General features: G+C 67.8%; 2 protein-coding genes. Both read left to right on the forward strand.

What is annotated here, in order from left to right:
- Nucleotides 1–239 precede the first annotated feature (239 nt).
- Complete coding sequence (locus tag VFG33_RS08925) at nucleotides 240–806, forward strand: HNH endonuclease (protein WP_325024356.1); 567 nt, start codon at nucleotides 240–242, stop codon at nucleotides 804–806.
- On the forward strand, nucleotides 799–3,722 hold a 2,924-nt coding region (locus tag VFG33_RS08930; RefSeq protein ID WP_325024359.1), incomplete at its 3' end, for a phage tail tape measure protein. The genes VFG33_RS08925 and VFG33_RS08930, both read left to right, overlap by 8 nt.

Consider the following 3,722-nt stretch of genomic DNA (forward strand, 5'->3'; position numbering starts at 1 on the left):
ACCTCTGGAACCGCTCGCTCACGCCCTGACCGTACTCCGAGGAGGTGACCCGCGTGGCCGATCTCATCTGTTCGATCAGCGAGTGTGGGAAGCCTGTCATGGGTCGGGGGTGGTGTAGGCGGCACTACGGAATCTGGATCCGGCTCGGCGATGTTGAGGCGACCCCGCGGCGATACGGAACCGCCGGATGCGCCGCGCCCGATTGCGACCGCCCGCACTTCACCAAGGGCTGGTGCCGCATGCACTCCAAGCGCGTGGCCAAGTACGGCACCCCGGACCCTCGTTTCCGCGGCCAGGTGGTCGGGGGGCTACGGATTTGTGCGACGTGCAAGCGGGACGTGCCAGCGGATCGGTTCGCTGGGTCGTACTGCCACGAATGCAACACCGCGCGAGCCTCGGCCGCGAGGGCGCCAGTAGCCACCACGCCCGCTGAGTGTGACGTCTGCGGCGCGCCCTTCGATGCCGACGGGCGGCGGCGCTTCGCTTGTTCTCCGGCATGCACCAGAACGCGCAACTACCGGGAGAACTCGAAGAACGTTCTTCTCCGCCGTGGTCGGACGCGCGGCGGACTGGCTGAGTCGATTCGGCCCCGCGACATCTTCGAGCGTGACGCATGGGCATGTGGTCTCTGCGGTGGGCAGATCGACCAAGCCGCCAAGGCCCCGCATCCCGACTCGCGAAGCATCGACCATGTCATCCCGCTCGCGCTCGGCGGCACGCACACGCTGGCGAACGTCCAAGCCGCGCACCTCGGCTGCAATGTCCGCAAGGGCGCGCGCCTGATCGAGGTGGCTTCCGTTGGCTGACCGGGTGGTGTCGTACAAATTCACTGGGAACTTCACCAACCTCGCCGCCGGGCTCACCACCATGAGCAGGGGCGTGGCCGACGCTGGCCGTCAGCTCACCGCGCTGGACGGCCAGGGCGAGAGGTCTCGTCGCGGTCTGACCCAGCTCGGTGGCACTGCGGGAAAGGTGGGGCTTGCTGCTGCTGCCGGTCTGGGCGCGATCGTCCTGGCTGCCGCGAACTTCGACTCGGCGATGTCGAAGGTTCAGGCGGCGACCGGGGCCAGCGCCGACAGTCTCAAGGAACTCAGGGACGCAGCGGTCAAGGCAGGCGCCGACACGGTGTTCTCGGCGACCGAGGCGGCGGATGCGATCACGGCCATGTCGAAGGCCGGCATCGCGGCCGAGGACATTCTCAGCGGCGGTCTCGACGGTGCTCTCGCACTGGCTTCGGCGGGGGAACTCGACGTCGCGCAGGCGGCGGACATCGCGGCCACGGCTATGAACCAGTTCGGTCTGGCGGGTGCGGACATCCCGCACATCGCCGACCTGCTCGCGGCCGGTGCCGCGTCCGCGCAGGGCGAGGTCACGGACTTCGCCACGGCCCTGAAGTACGTCGGCCCGGTCGCTCACCAGATGGGGATCTCGATCGAGGAGACCACCGGCGTCATCGCCGAACTGGCCTCGCAGGGTGTCCTCGCTGACCAGGCCGGCACGTCGCTGCGTGGGATGCTGACCGCCCTCACGTCGCCGTCGAAGATGGCGAAGACCGAGATGGAGAAACTCGGGATCACCCTGTACGACGCGCAGGGCCAATTCATCGGGTTCGACGGTGTTGCGGGCCAACTGCACGACACGCTCGGCACCCTGACCAACGCCGAGCGGGACCAGGCGCTGGGCCGAATCTTCGGCAACGAGCAGATCACCGCCGCTCGCATCCTTTACGCCGGCGGAACCGAGGCGGTCGAGAAGTGGACCAACGCTGTCGACAAGGACGGCGCTGCCGCTGACATCGCGGGCACGAAGCTGGACAACCTGCGCGGCGACCTTGAGGCGCTGAAGGGGTCGCTGGAGACCGCGCTCATCGGGAGCGGCGAGGGTGCACAGGGGCCGTTGCGATCGCTGGCACAGGGCGCGACCGCGGCTACCAACGCGTTCAACGCGCTGCCGGGTTCCACGAAGACTGCCCTGACTGGGCTGCTGGCCATCACGGCCGTCACGGGTGGGGCACTGTGGTTCGGCTCCAAGGTGATCGGCGGCATTGCCGCCACGAAGGCTGCGCTGGTCGCCCTCGGCAGGACCGGTGTGATCGTCAGCGGCATCCTGAAGGGGATGGGGACGGCGATCGGTGGGCTGGTCGCCCTCTATGCCGTCGGGGCGGTGGTCGACGGGCTGCAGCGGAAGTTCGACAAGGCGCTGCCTGGCGTTGAGGCGCTCACCAAGGCGCTGCTGGACCTCGACAACGCGGGGACGGCGTCCGCGCTGGAGGAGGACATCGGCAACCTTGGTGATGCGCTGGATGCCGTTGACACCGATGGGCTGGAAGGCCTGAGCAACCAGTTCCTGGAGTTGAAGGAGTCCGGCGGGGCGCTGGGCGCCACCATCAAGGGGCTGGAAGCCGCTGGGTCCCTGGGCCAGAGTCTGTTCCGGGATGACGGCAAGCAGCTCCGCGAGGCCAAGGCGTCGATCGAGGCGGTCGACGAGGCCCTCTCCAACCTGGTCGCCAGCGGTGGCCCGGACAAGGCCCGTGACGTGTTCGAGCAGCTGGCCGAGGCCCAGGGTCTCTCGGCTGACGAGCAGAAGGACCTCCTGTCGATGCTCCCGGAGTACAAGGAGGCTCTCGACGGGGCGGCGAACTCCGCGACACTGACGGGGGAGGCGACTGAGGGTGTCGTCTCCGCTGACGAGGCCCTCGCAACCGCCGCTGGTGACGCCGCCCAGGAGACCGCGGACCTGGTCGACGCGATGACGGACCAGAAGGACGCCGCTGTCGCTGCGTTCGACGCGATCACCGGCTACAGGCAGGCGATGAAGGACGCGGCCAAGCAGGCCGAGAAGAACAACGCGGGGATCAAGGGCGACAGCAAGGCCCAGCTAGCCAACCGGGACGCGCTTTCAGGTCTGATCAGCGGGTGGAACAGCCTTGACGCGACGGTGACCAACAACATCGGGAAGTTCAAGGAGGCGCGGGACAACTTCATCAAGACCGCGGTGGCGATGGGGGTCCCGAAGAAGGCCGCCGAGGATCTGTGGAAAGAGATGGCCAAGATCCCGGAGAGCAAGGTCGTCGGGGTCGAGACGCCGGGCATGGACCCGGCCATCTCGAAGGCGAAGACGCTGAAGGAGGTCCTCGCCCAGATCAAGTCCAAGAAGATCGAGATCGCGCTGCACTACCAGACGATCGGGAACAAGCCGCACCCGCAGACCCCCGGTGGAGACCCGGGCGGCGAGGACCCGGATCCGGACGATCGCCACTCTCGTAGCCGCGGGCTGAACGTGGTCCCGACTACCACCGGAAAACTGAGCAAGGACGCGGAGGCTAAGTCGCTGCTGTACCTCAAGCAGCAGTCCGGCGACGCGGGCAAGGCAGCCAAGGGGCTGAAGGAGCGTCTTCAAGAGGCGGAGCAGAAGTTGACCAGGTTCAGCCGCAAGGCCGACGACGCGGCCGCCGCGCTCGAGTCCCTCAAGAGCCAGCGCGACGAACTGGCATCATCGGTGTCGGGCTCGCTGTCGCGGGACCTTTTCGGCGGCACCCTCGGCGAGTTCCAGACCGAGAACGCCGCGCAGACCGCCGACGCACAGGCTGTCCTCGCTGCCCTCCAGACGCTGGTCGCCAACGGGCTCGACCCGCACTCCGACCTGTTCAAGCGGCTCGCGGCGTCGGGGAACGTGGCGCTGATTGGTGAGTTCGCTGCGTTGACCAAGGACCAACTGGCGGG

The organism is Kribbella sp., from assembly GCF_035687465.1.
Classification (GTDB): Bacteria; Actinomycetota; Actinomycetes; order Propionibacteriales; family Kribbellaceae; genus Kribbella.